Origin of the sequence: Chryseobacterium sp. S90 (assembly GCF_047444895.1) — a bacterium.
Classification (GTDB): Bacteria; Bacteroidota; Bacteroidia; order Flavobacteriales; family Weeksellaceae; genus Chryseobacterium.
Genome location: NZ_JBLGCX010000001.1, coordinates 833,780 through 856,672 on the forward strand (window position 1 = coordinate 833,780; position 22,893 = coordinate 856,672).

General features: G+C 36.9%; 20 protein-coding genes and 1 riboswitch. Of the genes, 14 read left to right on the forward strand and 6 right to left on the reverse strand.

Annotation, left to right across the window (positions count from 1 at the left end; translation table 11 throughout):
- The first annotated feature begins 280 nt into the window (after positions 1–280).
- Complete coding sequence (locus ACLMCG_RS03850) at positions 281–3,271, forward strand: sensor histidine kinase (RefSeq protein ID WP_413958849.1); 2,991 nt, start codon at positions 281–283, stop codon at positions 3,269–3,271.
- Positions 3,272–3,276: 5 nt separating this feature from the next.
- On the forward strand, positions 3,277–3,888 hold the full coding sequence (locus tag ACLMCG_RS03855) for a response regulator (protein WP_223598949.1): 612 nt from the start codon (positions 3,277–3,279) through the stop codon (positions 3,886–3,888).
- 129 nt (positions 3,889–4,017) lie between these two features.
- Here ACLMCG_RS03855 and ACLMCG_RS03860 read toward each other — a convergent pair whose 3' ends face one another.
- Positions 4,018–4,863, reverse strand: coding sequence for a hypothetical protein (locus tag ACLMCG_RS03860; protein ID WP_413958850.1), 846 nt, complete (start codon positions 4,861–4,863; stop codon positions 4,018–4,020).
- Between the two features lie 260 nt (positions 4,864–5,123).
- Between ACLMCG_RS03860 and ACLMCG_RS03865 the strand changes: the two genes are divergently transcribed.
- From ACLMCG_RS03865 to ACLMCG_RS03905, 9 genes are all read left to right on the forward strand, one after another.
- A complete protein-coding gene (locus ACLMCG_RS03865) occupies positions 5,124–6,080 on the forward strand; it encodes a helix-turn-helix domain-containing protein (RefSeq protein WP_413958851.1) in 957 nt (318 codons plus the stop codon).
- A 116-nt stretch (positions 6,081–6,196) separates the two neighbouring features.
- A complete protein-coding gene (locus tag ACLMCG_RS03870) occupies positions 6,197–7,399 on the forward strand; it encodes an MFS transporter (RefSeq protein WP_413958852.1) in 1,203 nt (400 codons plus the stop codon).
- A gap of 200 nt (positions 7,400–7,599) precedes the next feature.
- On the forward strand, positions 7,600–8,013 hold the full coding sequence (locus ACLMCG_RS03875; RefSeq protein WP_047385698.1) for a hypothetical protein: 414 nt from the start codon (positions 7,600–7,602) through the stop codon (positions 8,011–8,013).
- 320 nt (positions 8,014–8,333) lie between these two features.
- Positions 8,334–8,936: a Crp/Fnr family transcriptional regulator gene (locus ACLMCG_RS03880; protein WP_413958853.1), complete on the forward strand. Its 603-nt coding sequence runs from the start codon at positions 8,334–8,336 to the stop codon at positions 8,934–8,936.
- 64 nt (positions 8,937–9,000) lie between these two features.
- The gene (locus tag ACLMCG_RS03885; RefSeq protein ID WP_413958854.1) at positions 9,001–9,621 is read left to right on the forward strand and encodes a hypothetical protein; all 621 of its coding nucleotides are present in this window, start codon (positions 9,001–9,003) and stop codon (positions 9,619–9,621) included.
- Positions 9,622–9,634: 13 nt separating this feature from the next.
- A complete protein-coding gene (locus ACLMCG_RS03890) occupies positions 9,635–10,036 on the forward strand; it encodes a DoxX family protein (RefSeq protein WP_413958855.1) in 402 nt (133 codons plus the stop codon).
- 139 nt (positions 10,037–10,175) lie between these two features.
- On the forward strand, positions 10,176–11,087 hold the full coding sequence (locus ACLMCG_RS03895) for a PhzF family isomerase (protein WP_413958856.1): 912 nt from the start codon (positions 10,176–10,178) through the stop codon (positions 11,085–11,087).
- Between the two features lie 80 nt (positions 11,088–11,167).
- The gene (locus tag ACLMCG_RS03900; protein WP_413958857.1) at positions 11,168–11,509 is read left to right on the forward strand and encodes a YciI family protein; all 342 of its coding nucleotides are present in this window, start codon (positions 11,168–11,170) and stop codon (positions 11,507–11,509) included.
- A gap of 32 nt (positions 11,510–11,541) precedes the next feature.
- Complete coding sequence (locus ACLMCG_RS03905; RefSeq protein WP_413958858.1) at positions 11,542–12,774, forward strand: RNA polymerase sigma factor; 1,233 nt, start codon at positions 11,542–11,544, stop codon at positions 12,772–12,774.
- Positions 12,775–12,818: 44 nt separating this feature from the next.
- Here ACLMCG_RS03905 and ACLMCG_RS03910 read toward each other — a convergent pair whose 3' ends face one another.
- Positions 12,819–13,466 (reverse strand): DUF1062 domain-containing protein, encoded by a 648-nt coding sequence (locus ACLMCG_RS03910; RefSeq protein ID WP_413958859.1) that lies wholly within the window; start codon positions 13,464–13,466, stop codon positions 12,819–12,821.
- Positions 13,467–13,973: 507 nt separating this feature from the next.
- Between ACLMCG_RS03910 and ACLMCG_RS03915 the strand changes: the two genes are divergently transcribed.
- Positions 13,974–15,389, forward strand: coding sequence for an aldehyde dehydrogenase family protein (locus ACLMCG_RS03915; RefSeq protein WP_413958860.1), 1,416 nt, complete (start codon positions 13,974–13,976; stop codon positions 15,387–15,389).
- 126 nt (positions 15,390–15,515) lie between these two features.
- Positions 15,516–16,313, forward strand: a complete 798-nt coding sequence (locus tag ACLMCG_RS03920) for a helix-turn-helix domain-containing protein (RefSeq protein ID WP_413958861.1) — start codon at positions 15,516–15,518, stop codon at positions 16,311–16,313.
- A 104-nt stretch (positions 16,314–16,417) separates the two neighbouring features.
- On the opposite strand, the gene metE is transcribed toward ACLMCG_RS03920, so the two are convergent.
- Positions 16,418–18,721, reverse strand: coding sequence for a 5-methyltetrahydropteroyltriglutamate--homocysteine S-methyltransferase (metE, locus tag ACLMCG_RS03925; RefSeq protein ID WP_413958862.1), 2,304 nt, complete (start codon positions 18,719–18,721; stop codon positions 16,418–16,420).
- Positions 18,722–18,896: 175 nt separating this feature from the next.
- Positions 18,897–19,083, reverse strand: a riboswitch (cobalamin riboswitch).
- A 195-nt stretch (positions 19,084–19,278) separates the two neighbouring features.
- On the opposite strand from metE, the gene ACLMCG_RS03930 reads away from it, so the two are divergent.
- Positions 19,279–19,740, forward strand: coding sequence for an Lrp/AsnC family transcriptional regulator (locus ACLMCG_RS03930; protein ID WP_413958863.1), 462 nt, complete (start codon positions 19,279–19,281; stop codon positions 19,738–19,740).
- 82 nt (positions 19,741–19,822) lie between these two features.
- Here the strand turns inward: ACLMCG_RS03930 and ACLMCG_RS03935 are convergent, their stop codons facing one another.
- The 3 genes from ACLMCG_RS03935 to ACLMCG_RS03945 form a co-directional block, all read right to left on the reverse strand.
- A complete protein-coding gene (locus tag ACLMCG_RS03935) occupies positions 19,823–20,605 on the reverse strand; it encodes an enoyl-CoA hydratase/isomerase family protein (RefSeq protein ID WP_413958864.1) in 783 nt (260 codons plus the stop codon).
- Positions 20,606–20,700: 95 nt separating this feature from the next.
- Complete coding sequence (gene mmsB / locus ACLMCG_RS03940; RefSeq protein ID WP_413958865.1) at positions 20,701–21,585, reverse strand: 3-hydroxyisobutyrate dehydrogenase; 885 nt, start codon at positions 21,583–21,585, stop codon at positions 20,701–20,703.
- Between the two features lie 46 nt (positions 21,586–21,631).
- A complete protein-coding gene (locus ACLMCG_RS03945) occupies positions 21,632–22,729 on the reverse strand; it encodes an enoyl-CoA hydratase/isomerase family protein (protein WP_413958866.1) in 1,098 nt (365 codons plus the stop codon).
- Between the last annotated feature and the right edge of the window lie 164 nt (positions 22,730–22,893).

The following is a 22,893-nucleotide window of genomic DNA, read 5'->3' on the forward strand; positions in this document are numbered from 1 at the left end:
TATTATTGAAATATCATAATGTTTCTGAAAATTTCATGTACCCTATCGTCTGCAAACCGGGATAAAACTTGTACAAAACAGATTTTAAGATACTGATTTATCGCCATAATTTCACTATTTTTACACAATCAAAAAATATAAAACACAAAAGACCTGAAAACTTCAATGATAAAAATTTATTTTCAATCGTTCCTGCCCATTAAAAAAACATTGACTTGTACAAACATTATTAACCGTCTTTTGCATTAGTGCAGGAGATATAGATCAGTTTTGCACATATATGAGAGTTTGGGCATTTATATTTGCTTGCATCTATTTAAACATTCACGGGCAGAGCCACACTTCAACGTGGTACAATATAGACAATGGGCTTCCGCAAAGTAGTGCAAAGGCCATTGTCAAAGACAGATATGGTTTTATATGGATCTCCACAGAAAACGGTCTTGTACGGTATGACGGGAGTTCGTTTATTACGTTTAATAATTTCAAAGTAAACAATCTTCATTTCGGGGAATTTATTGGTGATCCGCTTCTGGACAGTATTACGGTCCTTAATAATTTTCAGGAGAATAAAATTATCATTAAAAACAGGTTTCCAAAACTTTCCAATCTTATGGGGAGTGATAAAGTGGCTTTTTCCAATGGCAATACTATTGTACAGCGAATTGCCAATAATATTATAACCTCAAGTTTCTATAATGATATTCATTATTTTATACAGTTTAAAAATTCAGCCTATTATTTTACAGAAAAGAATGCCATTATCTATAAAGAGGGAAAAAAGGAGACCAAAATAGCAATCCCTTTTACCAATAAGGATCTGAACAATACTTTTGTACTGAATGAAACTTTATTTATTAATGACCTGAAGAAAAGAAAAACCTATTCTATTCATAAAGGGCAGCTTTCTGTTTCTGAAGAACCAACACTTTTTAATCATCCGGACACCAAGATTTATTGGCAGCAGATTACCAATCAGACTTTTATCATCAATCATGATAATATTTATATTTTAGAAGGCAATGAAAAGGACCTCCGCTTAAAATTTCTTATAAAGTTTGAGGAAATAGGCAATCACTCCTACTGTTCTATGTATTTTGATAAAGACTTCAATAAACTTTATCTGGGAACGCTTAATAACGGGCTTAATGTACTTAAGCTTACCAATTTTTATATATCAAAAAAAGAAGCAGATTTTTCCAACAATGTGTATTACGCTTCTCTCCCGTTCAGTAAAAGCACCATCATTGCGGAGGACGGAACAGAATTTGAAAAAAATGGTATCGTTAATAAACACCTTTTCGGGTGCAATGACAATTATCTGATGATGTATGACAATTCTGAAAACATTCTGATCAGAAAGAGAAACAGTATTATCAGGTACTACAAAAATTCAGGGTACAAAAAGAAAGATTCTACTTTTATCAGCAATGGGTTTGAAAGTTTCATGAAAAGCGGAAATCTTTATGGAACTACATTTACGGATCTTTCAGGTACTCAACTTCGCCTTCATAAAAGCAACCTGTTCACCAATCCGGATTTTATTTATAATTTTAAAAGTTTTGTCAATATTTTTTTCCAATACAGTGATCAGGAAATTTTAACCGGGAATAGTGATGGTTTGTATTCGATAATACTGGGAAACAATGCAATAACTCCCATCATTAAAAATATTCATGTTAAAAGTATTTTCAGGACAAAGGATAATCTGATCTGGATTACTACGAATAAAAGTGGGTTTTATCTTTTCAAAAACCACAAACTCATCAAGATGCCGAATGACAGGAATGGCTACCTGCAATCTGCTCATTATATGCTGGAAGATCAAAAGGGTGCTTACTGGATTTCTTCTAATAATGGTCTTTTTAAGGTTCCTAAAAAACAACTGCTTCAGTACGCAGAAAACAGAAAAACTCCGGTCTTCTATTACCGTTTCACCAAAAGAGACGGCTTTCTGACGAATGAATTCAATGGGAGTTCGGAGCCTAATGCCTATGCTTTGGAGAATGGAGAATTTGTATTCCCATCAATGGACGGTTTTGTGTTTTTCAACCCCAATAATATCCGGACTTATTATCCGGAAAGGAATAAAATCTATATTGAAAGAGTAAAAATCGGAAATGCTGAACCTCAATATTTTCATCAGACGCTTGATTTAAAGAATGACTATAAGACGGCGGATGTTTTTATTGATATTCCTTATTTTTCTAATCCGGAAAACCTTTATCTCGAAGGAAAAATATCAGGAAAGGAAAATACTGAATGGGAACAGATTGCAACAGGAAACGAATTAAAATACACCATCAGCAATCTTTCTCCGGGTGAATATACACTTAGCATAAGAATCCTTATCTCTCCGGACGGAAAGTATGAGGTTAAAACAGTCCGTTTCAACATTCAGCCACTTTTTTATCAGACATTGCTGTTCAGAGTGTCTGCTTCTGTTATCATATTGATTATTATCATTGTGATTGTTCAGCTGACGACCAATTTTTTAAGAATAAAAAATAAAGCATTAAAGCAAATTGTCCATAATAAAAACTCTGAACTGAAAGAAACGTCTCTTCATCTTGAATTGGTAAAAAGCAACCTGCAGAAAGAAACGGAATATCAGAAAAAACTGGTGGAAACCATCAGCCACGACATCACCACTCCTATCCGGTTTATCGCCATGCTTTCTCAGAAACTTCATGAGTCTGATGATGTGGAGCTTCAGAAGAAATATTTTGACAGTATTTATAAATCTTCGGAGCAGCTTTACCAGTTTACACTGAATTTAAAAGAATATACAGAGCTCTATAAAGCAGAAAATATTTTTGAAGAAAAGGAATATCCAATCAACAAAATCCTGGAAATCAAAAACAGGCTATTCTGTGAAATTGCCAAGGAAAAGGGAACAACAATCACCCAACTTACTGAACGCACCGTGTATTCTAAAGTAAACGAAAGTATTTTAACCGCCATTATTCATAACATCCTTGATAATGCCGTAAAAAATACTTTTGAAGGAAGCATCACCCTGAATATTACAGAAACCCAACAAAAATCTACAATCATAATCGCTGATACAGGTATCGGAATGTCTGCAGAACAGATTGCCACTTATATGAACCTGTTCAGAAATCCTAAGCTTGAAACTCCCAGCTTCAAAGGGAAAGGTCTTGGTCTGCATATGGTCATCCATCTGGTGAAAAAGATCAACGCTGAAATCAGTTTCAGCCAAAACAAGCCTTCGGGGACGGTTGTAAAAATAATACTCAATAAAAACTAACCTCTATGAATGAAAGAATTTTAATAGCTGATGATCATTATGTTGTAAGGGCAGGAACCTCTCTGGTTCTTGAAACTGCTTATCCGGAGTTGAAAATAGATTTTGCAGAAAACTATGACCAGGTGAAGAAAAAGCTTGGCAGTTCACGTTTTGACCTGCTTATTTTAGATATTGATATGCCTGGAACTCAGTATAAAAAAATGATTCCGGAGCTTAAAAATATACAACACGACCTCAAGATTCTTATTTTCTCAGGATATGATAAAGATGTTGCCATCCAATATATCAGAGAGGGTGCCGAAGGTTACCTGAATAAGCAAAGCAGTGAGGAAGAAATCAAAAATGCTGTGAAAACAGTAATCGAAAAAGGATATTTCTATCCCGTGGAACTGATTGGTCTTATTATTCAGAACAAAAGAAACAACCCTGTAGAAAAGTTGTCATCCCGTGAATATGAAATCTTCAAGCTGCTTGCTGACGGAAACGGAAATCTTGAAATTGCCAACAGACTTAATATCCAGATGTCTACTGTGAGTACTTACAAAAAAAGAATTTTTCAAAAGCTTGATGTCACCAACATTGCAGAGCTTATTAAGGCCTACGAAATGATGCATTAACAAAAGGGGCCGGAATCTCATAGTATTCCGGCCCCAGAAAAAATACAAATCTCATTAGATTTTCATCAGTTGATCAGTAGATTTTTTTATAAAATCAATGCATTTTTAGAATCATAGAAAAGGTTTCGGTTAATATAACCTTTGTACAGACAGAAACAATTCTCTTGTATTATCAGAGGTATTGGAGTCCGTAGTGGAAGCATTGCTACTTCCTGTAGTTGATTTGTTATCTACACGGAATGCATAATACACTCTGTACCATCTTGGTTCCGGTTCCTGTATGGTAATATCAAAAGTAACAGTCTCATTATGAGTCTGGGTAAGATAAACACCATCATCAAACTGTCTGTAAGCTCCTGGTGATAATTTAATATTTCCGTTGTCAGAATCTCCTGTATGAGTGGACATTTCAGAAACCCAGATCTTCACATCTGAAGTTCCCACATTATAAAGTCTTGGGTTAAAAGTTGTGGCTGCTCCTGTTCCTGCTGAGCTGCTGTCAAATTGGGCATCAAGTCTTAAAAAACCTCCCAATACAGGAAGATCAGAAAGATAGGTACTCGCTAAAGTATTTATTCCAGAAGTACCTGCTGGCATACTTCCATGATAGTAAATTAAATCTCCAACAGTAATATCATCATCTTTACCTCCAAAAGCAAACTTCCATGTTGTTCCGTTAAACATATAATATCCGGCTTTATCTACCTTTGCCGTCTTTGCAGAAGGTATAGTTACAGCTTGAGTCACATACACCAATGCTCCGGTTTGCGCCGCTAAATAGACATCATCTTTCGCCCTCAGCTGATCGCCCGTTACTCTGGGAGCCATTACACCATCAGGAACAGTTGTTACATCCGGCTTACCTTCTACGTGTAATGTTACTTTAGGAGAATCTGTATTGATACCAACCTGAGAATACATAATAGTTGAAACACACATCATTATGCCAATAAGAGGTAATTTTATTTTCTTCATTTTAGTATATTTGTTTAAAATTTATTTAGGGATGAATAAATCATGTGGATCAATTGACATATTATCAATTAACCCTTGTTGAGCTAGCTGGTGCAAAGTTATCTTCGCTGATAAATCAAATTCCTTAATAATCAATGAAAAACCGGAAACGGCTCACCAAAACACAAATAACTAACAATCAACGTTTTATTGCAGTCATTTTTTGATATTTGACTGTTACAAAGCGTATTGAAATGATTTAAAATTATCTGTTACCACAAATGAATACCGCAAAAGACATAAAAATAGAACAGTACAAAAGACAGTTAATTCATTATTATACTATTCTGATGTGTGTGATTCTTGCTGTATTTGGGTTGATATTTACTTTTATCATCCCGGATAAAATAATGGCATGGTATCTTTATGGAGGACTTTTTTTACTGATATATACTTATCTGATTGTACGCAAATCTTACTCAGTAAATGTAATGGTACATTCTTATGTTATTATTGCGACTCTCTATAATTTCTACATTATGCTTGTTTTCTGGAATAATTCTATAGCAAGTTTTGTGTGGCTTATTCCGATTCCGCTGGCAGCCTATGTTTTCTTTTCAAGAAAATATGTCTTTATTTACAGCCTTTTTGTTCTATTGAATATTATAGCTGGATATCTTATTTCAAAAAATTTCAGCTTTGACTTCCCTCTGCACAGCCAGGATGATGTAAGAATTACGGATACTATCCTTATGGTTTCTAATGTGGCTGTAATATCCCTTCTGATCTATTTTAAAGATAAAATAAAAAGAGTTGAAATTTACCATGAAATTGAAGAGAAAACTCTGAATCCGGAAGTTCAGCCAACCTTTATAGCAGAAAAAGCTCCTTTTGCAGATGAACTGTTTGAGAAAATTGAGTTTGTCATGAGAGAAAAACAGTTGTATAAAGATGTAAATTTCAATATTTCAAAGCTTTCTGCAGAAATGGATATCAATAGCAGCTATATTTCAAAATCCATCCGTACAAAAGGATATCCCAATTTCAATAATTATCTGAATATGCACAGAATTGAGTGTGTAAAAAGACTGCTTACTGAAAATGATATTGAGAAAGTAACTCTTATGTATATTTATACCGAAGCAGGGTTCTCCAACCAATCTACTTTCAACAGGGTGTTCAAACAGATGGAAAGCATTACTCCTTCCGAATACATCAGCAGTTTGCAAATTCACTGATTTGTTTCACCAATACATATGATTGAAATAATGATTTTTAAATTCGGAAAATAATCAGGAAATTTACAAGACTTAATTTTTCTGTCAAACCACTGCATTTTAATTGCAAAAAAATCATGAATTCATCTGAAAAAGCCAATCAGGGAAGCTCACGTTTCCGATATATAAAACTTTGTATTTTCTTTTCAGGACTTTCGGTTTTTGCACAGCTTTATCTTTTCCAGCCCATGCTGCCTATGGCTGCAAAACAGTTCGGGGTGTCTGTAGGTGATACTTCCCTTCTTGTCTCTTCCTCCACAATAGGTATGGCATTAGGGTTATTATTTTTTGCTTTTAAAGCCGACAGCTATTCAAGAAAAGGTCTGATGGTCTTTTCATTGATTTCATCTGCACTGCTTACCATTATTTCCACCTGGATCCCAAGTTTAAGTCTCCTGATCGCTATCGGAGTACTGAAAGGCTTTGTTGTTTCCGGAGTTTCGGCAGTTGCGCTGGCCTATCTCACAGAGGAAGTGAATGCTCTGGCAGTACCCGCAGCCATCAGCATGTACCTTAGCGGTAATACCATCGGTGGAATGAGCGGAAGAATTATGGCTACCCTTCTTGCAGGTGAATTCGGATGGCGTAATGCTGTTCTTTTTATCGGAATAGAAAGCTTCATTCTTGGGGCTGTATTCTGGAAATTATTTCCGGAGTCAAGATTTTTCAACCCACAGAAAACGGATTATCATCTTAAGGTAAAACAGATGAAGTTTTTTCTGACTAACCCTTATATGCTTCGATTGTATTGCACAGCTGCTTTACTGATGGGTGTTTTTGTGAGTGTTTATAATTATCTGACGTTCAGACTGGAAGCAAAACCATTTTCGTTAAGCCATTTTATCATTGCTTTTATCTTTCTCATGTACATTTTCGGAGTCTTTGGTACGATGATCACAGGGCGTCTTTCCAGAATGTTTCCCATGAATGATATCCTGAAAGGTTCCATCCTGTTTATGCTCACCGGAGCCGCATTGCTATTATCTGAAAATATCTATATTCTTATTTTCGGACTTGGTCTTTTTACTCTTTCCTTTTTCGCAGCCCACACGATGGCCAGCCAGATGACTGCATTGTATGCCAAACGTGGAAAGTCTTCAGCTACTTCTATTTACTGGCTATTCTATTATTTTGGTTCCAGTATTCTGGGTAGTGGTACCGGTTATCTCCTTCATGCTTATTCCTGGAATGTCTTCATAGGAATTCTTATCATAGCTGTTATTATAGCCCTTCTCTTAACGACAGCTAATGTATTACATAAAGGAAGAGCAAAAAACTAGTACCACATACATACCACATCCACTTTTTTTTGGCAATATGCCATAATTCGCCTATGAGTGTACTATTTTAACATATTATTAATTTTTTATAGAGAAAATTTAACCTAACCTTCACTAAAACAGCCTACAACAATGTGATGCCGGGCATAGTATTTGCTATTTATACAGGACTTTATCATCACCTAAAAAATCAAAATATCATGAACGTAGCAGATTTAAAAATCAAGAACTTGGTGGAGTATAATAATCAGATTTATACGATCTCCGAGATCTTTCACAATGTCGAACAGGCTTATTTTGTAAAAATTGAAAATGATATTCAAAGTATCTCAGTCCCGGCAGCTTCTATCAAACCTATCAAAATAACAGAAGAATGGCTTGAGAAACTGGGATTCTCAAGAACGTACAGTTCAGATAAAAGTATACGGTATGAAAGACCGGAACCTTTTATAAAATACGATATAGACCTGAGTTCCAGAAAAATACTGGAAGGTCTGAAAATATATGGGAACGCTATAAAGTGTAAATACATCCATGAGTTTCAGAACATTTTCTCAAGCTTATTCGGAAAAGAAACAGCTTTGCATTATGGTTATTTGAAAACAGAATCGTAGTTTAAATAGTTCTAAGCTGTAGAAGACCACAATTTAACTTGTAAATTGTGGTCTTCTTCTTTTAAATAGGCTTCAAAAGGTTTCTTTATTTTATTTTTTTAAATTCAACCTCGTTAAGACAGGCCCTTAGAAAACATAAACTACAAATAAATACTTCCTTGTTGTGTACTTTACCCTACTGGAAGACTGCATTTTTCAAAACCTATTATTCCTTTGGTCCGTATTCAGCCTGCTTTATCACTACAATTTTTTAATATTTCCGTAAATTTGGGCCTATAGCACGTCCTGACATGTTCGTTGGGAGCAAAGCACAATACCTCATGATGGATACGGATACTATACTTTTACAGCTGATAAAACACTTTAAGGAAATCGTTTCTTTAGAAGACAAGGATATTGATTATATCACTTCTAAATTAGAAATCATACAGCTCAAAAAGAAAGAACATTTGCTTCGTGAAGGTCAGGTTTCCAGACACATGCGCTTCATTGCCAAAGGAAGTCTGTATGCTTATCATATTGATGAAAAAGGAAAAGAAAATACAACTCAGCTAGGTATTGAAAACTGGTGGGTGAATGATCTGTACAGCTATCTGAGCGAACTGCCTTCAAGAATGTTTATTCAGGCTAATGAGGATACCACGATTATACAAATCAGTAAAAACCATTTGGAATTATTATATAAAGAAGTTCCTGCCATTTCAGAATTCTGGCGGCTGAAAATGCAGTCTGCTTATGTTACGTTACAGGAAAGAACCTTTGAACATTCAAGAGTTGATGCTTACACCAAATACAGGACATTCGTCACCACCTACCGTAATATTGAACAGCGGTTTCCTCAATACATGATTGCTTCCTACCTTGGAATCACAGTAGAATACCTGAGTTATCTTAGAAAAAAGCACCTGTCTGACCTTTCTTAAGATTTCTTAAGTTTATTCCGTTCCAGCCCGGATAATTTTGCTCACAGAATTTAATGAGTGAAATATGAAGGCAAAAATCATCACAATAACAGCTCTTGCGTCAGCTTCCCTGAATCTGAATGCACAGAAACTTTCTTATACTCCGGATCTTGTTTTAGGACATCGGTCGTATACCTATATGCACAATGTCAATTATCAACTGAATGAACGGTTGAAACTGAATAATCTTACTTTATTTGATACAGAATACACCAAAGACCAAGAAAATATATTCTTCATCAGAAATACCCTGGCTTATAGCTTTACCAAAAGACTGAGTGCTAACGCAGCATTTGGAATTAAAAATCCGGGAGCATTTTTCAGTGCTTACCTGCAATACAAAATCGTCCAGCCCAGCTATTCTCTCTCCTACTCCATAGGAACTACTTATCAGAAAGGATTTTCGCTGGAACAGTCCATATCATTTGAATATACTCCTTATATGACAAAAGATCTCAAAGGATATTTCAGCCTACTGGCTATTGGAAATCTTGATGACAGCGGATATCCCAGAGGGCTGCAGTTTATCAGACTTGGTGTGAAACAGGATAAAATGATATACGGGCTGGCCTCCAATTTTGATCAGTTTAACAACGGAAAAAAGACCCTGGAAAATATCGGGGCATTTATAAAATATAACTTTTAAATAATAATACGAAATGAAAAAGAACATTGATTTAGGAACGCTTATCTGCAGAATAGCTATTGGCTTTCCAATGTCGGTTTATGGAATCAGCAAACTGATCCACGGAGTTGGATTTATTAAAGATATGATGACCATGCACGGTTTACCAGCATTCTTTGCTTATGGTGTCTTTGCGGGTGAAATTATAGCTCCTGTTATGTTGATTATAGGATTCAGGGCAAGGCTGGCAGGATTAATTTTTGCTGCTAACTGCTTTACTGCCACTATCCTTGCGCAAACGGCTAATATTTTCAAACTTAATGAATTTGGAGGCTGGGCTTTGGAATTACTGGTGATCTATATGCTCATAAGCCTAAGCTTTTTCTTTACAGGAGCAGGAAAGTATGCCGTTTCTACCCAAAATAAGTGGGATTAAAATACTTCGAAATTTTCTATTCACTAATTGATAAATCAGGATCTCAGGATTCTGGTTTATTTTTTACCAAATGACAATAAAACAGGCATCTGATCCCCGATTTGATTCCTTATTTTTACAGTAAACTTAATCAGTCATCATGAAGGAAGTTATCATCTATCAAATAGATTCTTTTACCAAAGAAAAATTCAAAGGAAATCCTGCAGGAGTTGTGTTAAACGCTGAAAATATGACATCGGAAGAAATGCAGCTCATTGCCAGAGAACTTAATAATTCTGAAACGGCATTTGTTTTCAAACCTGATAATCCAAAAGAAAATTTTGATTATCATGTCCGGTATTTTACTCCTACCACAGAAGTTCCGTCCTGTGGGCACGCCACAATTGCCGCCCTATATGCAAAAGCACAGGAAGATCAACTGGATTCCTGTACTGTTGCAATACATACACCAATCGGAATATTACCAATTCACATTGAAAGAGAAGATAATGATTATCTCATCACCATGACACAGGGAAAGTTTGAGCTGAGCCCTGCTTTTGATGTTTCAATGACTCAAAGAATTGTACAGGCCCTGGGACTGACAATGAATGATCTTGATGAGAAATGTCCTGTACAAATTGCTTCCACAGGCCATTCAAAAGTAATGATCGGTATTAAAAGCAATATCACCTTAAATGGTTTGGTTCCCGATCTTACTGCTTTGACAAAGCTCAGTAAAGAAATCGGCTGTAACGGATATTTTGTGTTTACTTTCGATACAGATGAAAAAGAGATATTAACCAATGGAAGGATGTTTGCACCCGCCATCGGTATTTCTGAAGATCCGGTTACAGGAAATGCGAACGGTCCCCTGGGAGGTTATCTTATTCAAAACAAAATCATAGAGACTGCTGATGGCATTTTTGAATTTATCGGAAAACAAGGGGAAGCCATCAATAGGGTTGGTGAAGTAAAAGTACAGGTCAGCGTGAAAGACAGCCAACCCGATATCATCCGTATTACCGGAAATGCAGTAGGTGTTTTCAGAACAACTATGAATCTGAAATAATTCTGATATTTATATTTAAAAAAATTGTCCCCATTGAAGAAAATCAGTCGTCATTAAGATGAATCAAAAATTTGAATACAATGAAAGAATTCTTATTGGTCTTCCGTGCAGACTACAAGTCTATGCCTAAGACATCACCGGAACAAATGCAGGTCAATACCCAGAAATGGATGAACTGGATCGCAGGAATTGCTGCACAAAATAAACTGACAGACAGAGGAAACCGCCTGGAAAGTACCGGACAAGTTGTAAAATCAGACGGAATAATTTCCGATGGGCCTTACGCTGAAATTAAAGAATCCATTATGGGATACACACTTATCAATGCGGAATCTATTGAAGAAGCTGCTGCTTTATCTAAAGACTGTCCTATTCTGCTATTTGGTGGAAATGTAGAGGTGAGGGAAATCAGTAAATTGTAATAATTACTTTTGATACAGTTTTTTGATCAGCCATGACCAATCCGAATGAAATAACACCGCATTTATTCAGAACCGAGTACAGTAAAATCGTTGCAGTACTTTGCAGAAGTTTTGATATCAAACATATCGAAATTGCAGAAGATATTGCCAGCGAAACCTTTCTGAAAGCTTCGGAATATTGGGCTGTAAATGGACTTCCTGATAATCCTGCAGCCTGGCTTTACACGGTGGCTAAGAATAAAGCCAAAGATTATTTCAAACACCTTTCCATTATTGAAAAGAACAAAGAAGAAGTAAGAGCCACTGAAAAAGAGCACCTAACCATAGATTTTGATACCAAAAACATCACTGACAGCCAACTGGAAATGATTTTTGCGACTTGCAACCCGGTCAATTCCCGGGAAACTCAAATATGTCTGGCTCTTCAGATTCTTTGTGGCTTCAGTGTGGAAGAAATTGCCAATGCTTTTCTTTCAAAAACAGAGACAATAAAAAAACGCTTGCAAAGAGGTCGGGAAACTCTCAGAACACACCATTTTACAATAGATTCTTTACGTGAACAGGATATTCACCAGCGATTGGAAACGGTACTGACTACTTTATATTTATTGTTTAATGAAGGTTATTTTTCCAGGACGAATACCCTTTTAATCCGTAAAGATCTTTGCCTGGAAGCCATAAGACTTACCCTGATCCTTACTGACCATCAGTTTACCAATACCCCAAAAACCAATGCCTTGCTGGCTTTGATGTGTTTTCAGAGCTCGAGGCTTGATGCAAGAACCAATGATGAAGGTAAAGCCATACTTTTTGATGAACAGGATATAACATTATGGAATAAAGCTTTGATCGAAAAAGGCAATTATTACCTGATAGAAGCCTGTAAAGTGGACAGTACTTCCGTTTCAAAATATCATCTGGAAGCAGGTATTGCGTATTGGCATACTTCATCTGCTAAAGATAAATGGCAGCATATTTTAAACCTTTACAATCAGCTTGTCATCATTGAATATTCTCCGGTTACTGCCTTAAACAGAGCTTTTGCTTTTTCCAAAGTGTATGGAAATGAGATGGCTGTTACTGAAGCGGAAAAGCTTAATCTCACCGATAACGGATATTATCATGGATTGCTGGGATATTTATATTCTGAAACCCAACCGGATCAAGCGATTTATCATTTTGAAGAAGCAATCCGTCTTACAAAGTCAAAGCCGGAAAAAGAGACTTTACAGAAACAGGTCAATCTTTTAAAAAATCCAAAGTAAGATTAAAAAAGAGCCTCCCAAACTATTATTGAGAGGCCCTTTTATTATTGAGCATTTACAGTCTTGAAAAATAAATCCTCTTTCCCGATAAGGTAGATATCTATCAATGCTTGCTTGTTGATGGTAACAGTATCACCGTTTTTAATCTTGAATTTCTTTTGTAAAGGATTTCCGTTAAAATAAACTGTATCTGAATCAAGCAGCAGGTTCAATTTAGATGATGAAAGACCTAAACATGTCCTGATAACGGTTGAAACTCTGACATTAAAATCAAATGAAGATTGTATTTGAAACGAAATCGTCTCACCGTCCATCCTGATCAGATCTTCAACAGGAATGGTATGGTATAGAATTTCATATTCTACGCTTTCCATATCTGCTTCTACATTATTTTTCCTTCTTATTTCCTGTGAAAAAGCATATTCCCAGGCAATTTCCGTATTGTTTTCTGAAAATTTATTGAACAGTTCTTTACTCACAGATTCTGTTCTTATTCTTGAAAAAACAGTCATGTTATAGGTGTTGCTGCATTTTACACATCGGTAAATCAACCATATATCAATATTCTTTTTTTGAGCATTCAATCTGAATTTATCGCTGCAGTAAAACCTGTCGCTGTTACAATGATTGCATTTCTTTTTTAGTAAGGGAGTGTTTTTTGCTTTTACCTCCCAAATATGTTTTGTACTCATTACTTATAATCGTGCTTTGTATTCTTTGTTGGATTTTTTCCATATTATTCACGCATTACAAGAAGGTTGATACATCTGAGATTTACCCAAAGATTATTCTTAAGGTATATTTGATCTGTATTCAGTCTTTAAAAATCATAATGATTAAAACTAAAACAACAGATATAGCTGCCTTTTACAGGCAATGCAATAGATAATATGATGAAATGAAAACCTGTTCGGATAGAATTATCCAAACGAAAGAACGATCAGCCTGTGGTTACGGAGACTGATACTAAGCAGTAATAAGTTTAAGTGTTGTTCTCAAAACGGCCTGTTTACTTGGTTATGATAAAAGTAGTCAATTTTCGGGGAAGAACACACCATTTTTTCATATTAAATCCAAAAGGAAAACAAACAGCATATATTTCAACAAAAATCTGAACCATACAACAAATAAAAATTGAACTATACAGCAAAGCTGTCTTTTCTGTTTCTGACGAACTTTGTCGTATTAAAATCATCAAAATGAAACAGATTAATAAAATTTACATCAACGGTGAATTTGTTACACCGAATGGAACAGAAACATTTGACCTTATTAACCCTACGAACAATCAAAAGACCGGAGAAGTTGTTCTTGGAAATGAAGAAGACACCCGAATGGCCATTGCCGCAGCAAAGAAAGCTTTTAAAACCTTTTCAAAAAGTACAAAAGAAGAACGCATCAGTTTACTACAAAAACTGCATGAAGCAGTGAGTAAACGGGAAGATGAACTGGTTTCTGTGATGGTGAATGAATATGGAGGAACATTACAGTTCTGCAGGATGAGTGTTCAAAATGCAATTTCAGCCTTTATCACAACCATTACTACGCTGGAATCTTATGACTTTGAAAGAGCAGTTGGACATTCTAAAGTACGTTTTGAATCTTTGGGAGTGGTAGGAATCATTACTCCATGGAATGCCAGCAACAGTTTCATCTGCAACAAACTGGCTACCGCTATTGCTGCCGGATGTACAGCCGTTATCAAACCAAGTGAAATGAGTGCTGCCCAAACCCAGCTGCTTACTGAATGCTTCCATGAAGCCGGTTTACCTGCAGGGGTATTCAATATTGTAAATGGATTAGGAAATGTAGTGGGTGCAGAAATCACCCAGCATCCTGATATTGCGAAAATATCTTTCACCGGATCTACCCTTACCGGAAAATCGATTGCCAAAGGGGCTGTAGATACTATGAAAAGAGTAACGCTTGAACTTGGCGGAAAGTCTCCAAATATTATTCTTGAAGATGCAGATCTGGAAAAAGCTATTCCTATGGCTGTTTTCGGAGCGTATATGAACAACGGACAGGCCTGCATCGCTCCTACCCGCCTGCTTGTTCCCGAAAACAGATTGCATGAAGTAAATGAACTGGCTAAAAAGGCTGTAGAACAGGTAAAAGTAGGAAATCCTGATGAAGAAGATACTCTTGTAGGGCCTATGGTAAGCACAAAACAGTTTGAAAGAGTACAAAGCTACATCCGTCTGGGACAGGAAGAAGGAGCTACTCTGCTTGCAGGCGGCGAAGGCAAACCGGAAGGCTTTGAAAATGGTAATTTTGTCAAGGCAACCATTTTCACGAATGTTCATAATGATATGCGTATTGCTCAGGAAGAGATTTTCGGACCTGTGCTTTCTATTATTCCTTATACTAATGAAGAGGAAGCGGTTGCTATTGCGAATGACACTACTTATGGGCTGGCAGCTTACATCAGTTCTTCTGACAAAGCACATGCGGAACGTATTGCAGCACAGATTGATGCCGGAAGAATCTGCATCAACGGGTTTTCACATGATCCTTATGCTCCTTTCGGCGGGTTTAAGCAAAGTGGTATCGGCCGTGAGTATGGTGTATTCGGATTGGAAGCTTATCTGGAACCTAAAACCATTCTTGCCTGATAATAAAATCCTCAAAGTCTGTGATTAGCGGGCTTTGAGGATTTAATCAATAGGTAATTCATCATTGATCCTAAAAAAGTTTTGTAAGTTTGAAAAAGAATCCATCAAGAAAAAACCGTCTGAGCCATGAGCGAAAATAATATTCCCTTACCTATCAATTACTCCTGTCATTTTTCAGAATTCAGGGAAGGAGAACAGTTTGCAAGAATCCATAGTCTGGGGCTGGTCCTTTCCGGGGAAATGGAACTGAATGACGGAATCACAAAGACAATATTTAAAGAAGGTGAACTTTATTCTGCCAGAAAAAACCGTCTCCTGAAGTTTGCAAAATACCCACCTAAAAACGGGGAAATAAGAACGGTAACCATCTATTTTGATGAAGCTATCTTACGTGATTTCAGCCGTGAATATGGTTATCAGGCAGAGAAGAAAGACAATACTCCGGCTTTTATAAAACCGGATCAAAAGGCATTAACTTCTTTTATGTATTCTTTATTTGCGTATGAAGAGCTTCCTGCTTCTACAGAACTTCTGCGACTCAAACAGAAAGAAGCATTACTTCTGATGCTGAGCGATGATCCGGGTCTTAAGGATATTTTATTTGATTTCTCTGAGCCTTACAAAATAGATATTGAAACTTTTATGAACAAAAACTTTCATTTCAATGTCAATGTAGAGCGGTTTGCTTATTTGACAGGGAGAAGCCTGTCTGCCTTTAAAAGAGATTTTCAAAAGATATTTGGGATACCTCCAAGACAATGGCTGCAGCTTAGACGATTAAAGGAAGCTCATTTTCTGCTTACCCAAAAAGGAAGATCGGTTTCTGATATTTATCTGGATCTGGGCTTTGAAAATTTATCTCATTTCTCATTTGCATTTAAAAAGCAGTTTGGCTATCCACCGAGTTCATTACAGGCAAAATAACCTAGACTTCATCTAAAAAAATGTGAGGATCACTAAAATAACAGATCGTGCCATGAAAATCATAACACGATCTGAATTATTGAATCTAATTATTTTAAAGTTTTTTAAAGTGCATATTCTACGGAGGCTTCCTTAGCGGCTGCCACCATTGCTATTAAAGCTTTTTCTGTTTCTTCCCAGTGTCTTGTTTTCAGCCCGCAGTCAGGATTTACCCAAAGCTGATTGGCCGGAATGACGTTCTGGGCTTTTCTCAACAATTCAATCATTTCTTCTTTGGACGGAACTCTTGGGGAATGGATATCGTATACTCCCGGGCCGATTTCGTTCGGATATCTGAAGTCTGCAAAAGCATTCAGCAGTTCCATCTGAGAACGGGAACATTCTATGGTAATCACATCAGCATCCATATCAGCAATATTTTCAATAATATCATTGAATTCCGAATAGCACATATGGGTATGAATCTGTGTAGCATCTTCCACTCCGCTTGCTGAAATTCTGAAAGCTTCTACAGCCCATTTCAGGTAATTCTGCCAGTCTGTTTTCCGTAATGGAAGTCCTTCTCTTATTGCAGGCTCATCAATCTGAATGATTCTGATTCCAGCTTTTTCAAGATCCACAACTTCATCACGGATGGCCAGAGCAATTTGTTTACATGTCTCTGAACGAGGCTGATCGTCACGTACAAAAGACCATTGTAAAATTGTAACGGGGCCTGTAAGCATTCCTTTTACCCATTTTTCAGTCTGGGATTGTGCATATTGAGACCAATATACCGTCATCGGAGTTGGGCGGGAAACATCACCGAAGATTACAGGAGGTTTTACACAACGGCTTCCATAGCTCTGTACCCAGCCATTTTTCGTAAATACAAAGCCTTCCAGTTGTTCCCCGAAATATTCCACCATATCGTTACGCTCAAATTCCCCGTGAACCAATACATCTATTCCTATTTCTTCCTGCCAGTTGATGGTTCTCTGGGTTTCTTCCTTCAGTAAAGTATCATACTGCTCTGCCGTAAGCTCTCCTTTCTTGAATTTTGCTCTCCAGCTTCTTACCTCCGTGGTCTGTGGAAATGACCCGATGGTTGTTGTTGGAAATAAAGGAAGCTGAAGGACTTTCTGCTGTTCTTCTTTACGGATTTTGAAGGTATTGATCCTTTGTGCATCTTTTTCAGTAACAGCATTCGCTCTTTTCTTGACCTCATCATTATGAATAAGCGCAGATGTTCTTCTGCTTGCAATTGCTTTTTTATTTTCTTCAAAAGAGGCAAGAATCTGTTCATTTCCTGTTCCGGATGCCAGTTCTTTAAGTGTTACGACTTCGGCCACTTTTTGTTTTGCAAAAGCCAGCCAGTTTTTAATTTCCGGATTAAGAGTGATTTCAAAATCCAGATCACACGGTGAATGAAGTAATGAAGAGGAAGGAGCGATTAAAACTCTTTCAGATCCCAATTTCTCAACTGCTTTTCTGATGAAAGACAAAGATTTTTCAAAATCATTTTTCCAGATATTTCTTCCGTCAACTACTCCTAATGAAAGGCTTAAGCTTTCCGGAATACCATTCAGGATTTCATCCAACTGTTCCGGGTTTCTTACAAGATCCAGGTGCAATACATTCACAGGTAGTGATGCCGCAAGTGATTCGTTATCATTTAATCCTTCAAAATAAGTAGCCACAATGAATTTCAGTTTCGGGAAACGTTTTCTTATTTCGGTGTAAACAAAATAATAGGTTTCTTTGGCTTTCTCCGTTAAATCCAACGCTAGAAAAGGTTCATCAAACTGAATCCATTCTGCTCCCTGCTCCTGAAGTTTGGTTAAAATTTCAATATATACGGAAAGAAGATTTCCAGCCAGATCCAGCTTATCAAATCCTTCTTCTTTTTCTTTTCCTAACAGAAGATAAGAAACCAGCCCGATAATTACCGGTTTTGCATTGATTCCCGCTTGTTTTGCTCCTGCAAATTCATTGAAAATTTTATCTGAACTCAGTTTAAACTGCTGATTTTTATAAAACTCGGGAACGATATAATGATAATTGGTATCAAACCATTTTGTCATTTCCATTGCAGTGATATCCAATCCTTCTTTCTGGTATCCTCTTGCCATAGCAAAGTAAAGATCCAGCTCAGAGTTGTTTTTTTTAAGCACTACTTCATGATAACGTGTAGGAATTGCTCCCACCACAAGGCTCATATCCAATACCTGATCATAGTATGAAAAATCATTACATGGAATAAGGTCTATTCCTGCTTCTTTCTGAATGTTCCAGTTTTGGTTACAGATCGTTCTGCCTGTATTCAGAAGTTCTTCCAAAAGGATCTTACCTGACCAATATTGCTCGCAGGCTTTTTTGAGTTCTCTTTTGCTACCAATACGCGGATAGCCCAGAATGTGAGTTTGCATTTTTAAACTTTTTAATTAAACTTAATGGTAAAGTCCTTTTAAAATGCTTCGGAATGTTTTTACGGATAAAAATTTCAGGGATCACGATATAACAAACAATACAACTTCCCTCACAGAGAAAATGTATACATCCGATATATCATCTGTATGACCCAAAAGCTTCAGACCGCGAAAGCATTGTCAATTCAGTAAAGGCAGGTCTCCTGACTTGTAACGGTTTCCGTCATCCTTCCCGCTTTTGGCAGTGGATATGCAAGGACAGAAACCTTTGGCATGTTACTTACAGTTGCGCGACAGCTCGTGATTCTCACACGATTCCCTATTAATCTACGTTAAGTAAAACCTTTCCTGTTTGATGAAGTATCTCTAAGGAACTGTACTTTTAACGATGACAATAACCATCATTAAAAGTTTTTAATTTTGTGTAAAATTAACAATACAGAATAAACACACAATCAAATACAATTAATTAAGCAAAATAATCTTTTAAAATCATCAATAAAAGCATATAATTCTTTACATTTGACTGTTTTTATAATCTAAAAGAATATTATTCTGTGGAACAACTTGATGATAAGGATGTACAGCTGCTTAGGCTGCTCCAGAAAAATGCAAAACTGACCGTTAAAGAGCTTGCAAAGGAAGTGAACCTCTCCACTTCACCGGTTTTTGAAAGAGTAAAAAGATTGGAACAGGAAGGATTTGTGAAAAGATATGCTGCTGTTCTTGATGCTGAAAAGCTCAACCGTGGATTTACGGTTTTCTGTCAGATCAAGCTGAAAATTCACGACAGATCTATAGGCTATGACTTTGTGAAAGAAATTTTAGAAATTGAAGAAGTGGCGGAATGTTACAATATTTCCGGAGATTTTGATTTCCTTCTGAAAGTTCAGGTACGGGATATGAAACATTATCAGGATTTTGTGTTTAACAAACTGGGATCTGTAGATTCTATCGGGAGTACCCACAGTACGTTTGTTATGGCTGAGGTAAAAAACAATCATGGACTGACCATTTAAATAATGGAAAAACAGAGAATTGAAAATAGAAGATGATACTTAAGTTAAACCATGTTATTTCAATTCTCTGCCTTCCAGTTCATTAATTTCCTTTAAAGTCCGGGCTTCTTTTTTGTATGAATGCCCCGATTCCTTCATTATGATCTTCTGTTGTAAACAATTCCCCAAATAAAGCGGCTTCCTGCTTCAATCCGTCTGTGATATGCAGTTCAAATCCGGTATTTAGCGACTGTTTCGCTTTTGCAACGGCTACAGGTCCTCTTGCAGCAATTGTTTCTGCCAATTTTTGAGCTTCGTTCAGCAACTCTTCGGGAGCGAAAACATGATTGACAAAACCAAAGTCTTTACAGGCCTCCGCGGAATAAAATTCTCCGGAGAAAACCATTTCCCTTGCTTTGTATAATCCAATAGCTCTCGGAAGACGCTGGGTTCCGCCAAAACAAGGCAATAATCCTAATGTCACTTCAGGGAGTCCAAATTTTGCTTTTCCACTGGCAAGAATAATATCACAGGATAATGCCAATTCGCAACCTCCTCCCAACGCAAAGCCATTTACAGCGGCTATCACCGCAAACGGAAGTTCTTCAATAGCGTTAAAAGCTGTCTGCGCAACAATTGAAAACGCCTCTGCTTCTTCGGGAGTCATCTGCTGCATCGCTTTAATATCAGCCCCTGCAACAAAAGCTTTTTCTCCGGAACCGGTAATGATTAATACTCTGATATTTTTATCTGATTTTACCTGGTTAGCAAATGATTTCAGCTCCTTTAAAACCTGTTCATTCAAAGCATTTAAGGCCTGCGGACGGTTAATCGTCAGTGTTCCGATGTGACCGTTTTGTTGATATAGTAATGTTTCAAAAGTCATTTTTAGTTGATAGTTGATAGTTGATAGTTGATAGTTGATAGTTGAAAATTATTAAAAAGTGTTCACAGACAGTATTTTATATTCTGTTCAAATTTTTAAAGACCTCTGTTTAGAAATTGAATAATACTTGAAAAGTCTATTTTTCCGTTTCCGGATTCGCTCCACATTCTGTATAAATTCAATGCCGTATTGCCGAGAGGTGTGGATGTTTTGGTTTCCAATCCCGCTTCTGCAGCAAGGCCCAGATCTTTTGTCATCAGGTCTACTGCAAAACCTCCGGAGTAATTACGGGAAGCCGGAGCATTTTCCATCACACCCGGATAAGGATTATACACATCTAAAGACCAGTTTTTTCCGGAACTCTTCTGCATAATCTCACTTAAAATCTGAGGATTAAGACCATGTTTCACCCCAAGATTGATGGCTTCTGAAGTTCCGATCATATGAATGGCCAGCAGCATATTATTGCATATCTTGGCAACCTGTCCCGCCCCGGATTCTCCCGCATGGAATATATTCTGTCCCATACACTTGAGTATCGGCCGGGCTTTTTCATAGTCTTCCTGTTTACCACCAACAATAAAGGTGAGTGTCCCTGCCTGAGCTCCGGCAGTTCCTCCGGAAACAGGTGCATCTATCATCCTGCAGCCTTTTGAAACAGCAAGTTCAGCAACTGTACGGGCTGTAACTGCATCAATAGTACTGCTGTCAATCAATAATGTGTTTGGTTTCAGACTGCTTATAAACTCTTCTGAATAAAGATCAGCTACGTGTTTTCCTGAAGGCAGCATCGAAATCACAACATCTGCGCCCTTAGAGGCTTCTACAGCAGATTCGGCAGTCTGCCCTCCTTCTGAAACCAGTATTTTCAAAGCTTCTTCTGAAAGATCAAAGCCTATCACATGATGGCCTTTTTTGATCAGGTTAACGGCCATTGGACCACCCATATTTCCTAATCCTATGAATGCTATATTTGACATAATTTCTTAGTTTAAAGTTTAAAGTTGAGCGTTCAAAGCGTAATACTTAAATCTCCATTCTCAATTTTTCATTCTCCATTTTCAGTTCTTTAAAATAGGAATCTATCCATTCTTCTGTAATATCTTCCCATGTTGCGGGATGCCATTTCGGAGACATATCTTTGTCTACCAATAATGCTCTTACTCCTTCTGCAAAATCAGGGTGAATGCAGCATTGGCAGGATAGATTCAGTTCAGATTGAAAAACCTCCTCAAGGCTTAAATCTTTACCTTGTTTCAGTTGTCTGAAAATAATGTACGCTGAACTTGGAGATCCGGCTTCAAAGCTTTTCACACCGTTATTGATCCATTCATCTTTATCATTATAACTGATTAATATTTTCTTGAAATCTTCCAGAGAATCTACGCCTTCAAACTGTTTGATAAAAGGCTTATGTAATGCTGCCTGAGACTGAGGAATAATGACCTCTTTTGAAATATTTTCCAGGATATGGGAAACGGTTTTATGAGAGGTTCCATTCCAATCTGCCTGCTGAAGGGAATTCAGAATAGTTTCTTTTGAAGAGGATTCTATGTAATAATCTGCCAATCCTAAGAATTTACAATCTGAACCATCCAATCTTGCGCCTGTTAATCCTAAATAAACTCCATAAGCAGAAGGCATTTTATTCAAAAACCAGGTTCCTCCTACATCTGGGTACAGACCAATTGTAATTTCGGGCATTGCCAGTTTACTTTTTTCGGTAACAATTCGGTGTGAAGCACCCACCATTAAACCAATTCCTCCACCCATGACGATTCCGTGTCCCCAGACGATAACAGGTTTCGGATAGGTATGGATGGCATAGTCTACTTCGTATTCTTTTGAAAAGAAGTCGAAACAATCCTGTGGAACTTTTGTATCGTCTATTGCACGCTGTGCAATAATAGCATCATGTAACTTTCTCACATCACCTCCTGCACATAATGCTTTTTCTCCGGCTCCCTGAAGGAATATACAGACTACTTCATCAGAGGTTTTCCATTCTTCCAAAACGGCTTTCAGTTCTTCTATCATTTCCAATGACAGCGAATTGAGGGTTTTCTCTGAATTCAGGGTAATAATTCCGACCTTATTTTTTATTTCTGTTATAATTACACTCATGATATTTAATTAAAAATTGAGAGTTGAAAATTGAAATTTATTATTTAAAAGTTATCTAAACTTTAGACAACCACAAAAGTCACAAAAGTTTTTATTTTAAAATACTTTAATTCCCTTAAGTAAGTTTAAAATGATGCCGCAGAAAAGCTCACATAAGATGAAAA